Origin of the sequence: Streptomyces griseus subsp. griseus (assembly GCF_000720255.1) — a bacterium.
In the GTDB taxonomy this organism is placed as follows: Bacteria; Actinomycetota; Actinomycetes; order Streptomycetales; family Streptomycetaceae; genus Streptomyces; species Streptomyces griseus_I.
On sequence record NZ_JOJE01000243.1, the window covers coordinates 1 to 214 of the forward strand.

A 214-nucleotide genomic window follows, 5' to 3' on the forward strand; every position below is an offset into this window, starting at 1 on the left:
GGCCATCACGGCTGGGACGAGGTTCCTTTGAAGAAAACACAGCGAGGACGCTGTGAACGGTCGGGCTTATTCCGCTCGACTGTTCCGCTCTCGTGGTGTCGTCCCGATTACGGGAAAACATTCACGGAGAGTTTGATCCTGGCTCAGGACGAACGCTGGCGGCGTGCTTAACACATGCAAGTCGAACGATGAAGCCCTTCGGGGTGGATTAGTG

General features: G+C 56.5%; 1 rRNA gene. It reads left to right on the forward strand.

The features are described from left to right. Positions 1-120: 120 nt before the first annotated feature. Positions 121-214, forward strand: a 16S ribosomal RNA gene (locus IG99_RS43970); the annotation flags it as partial.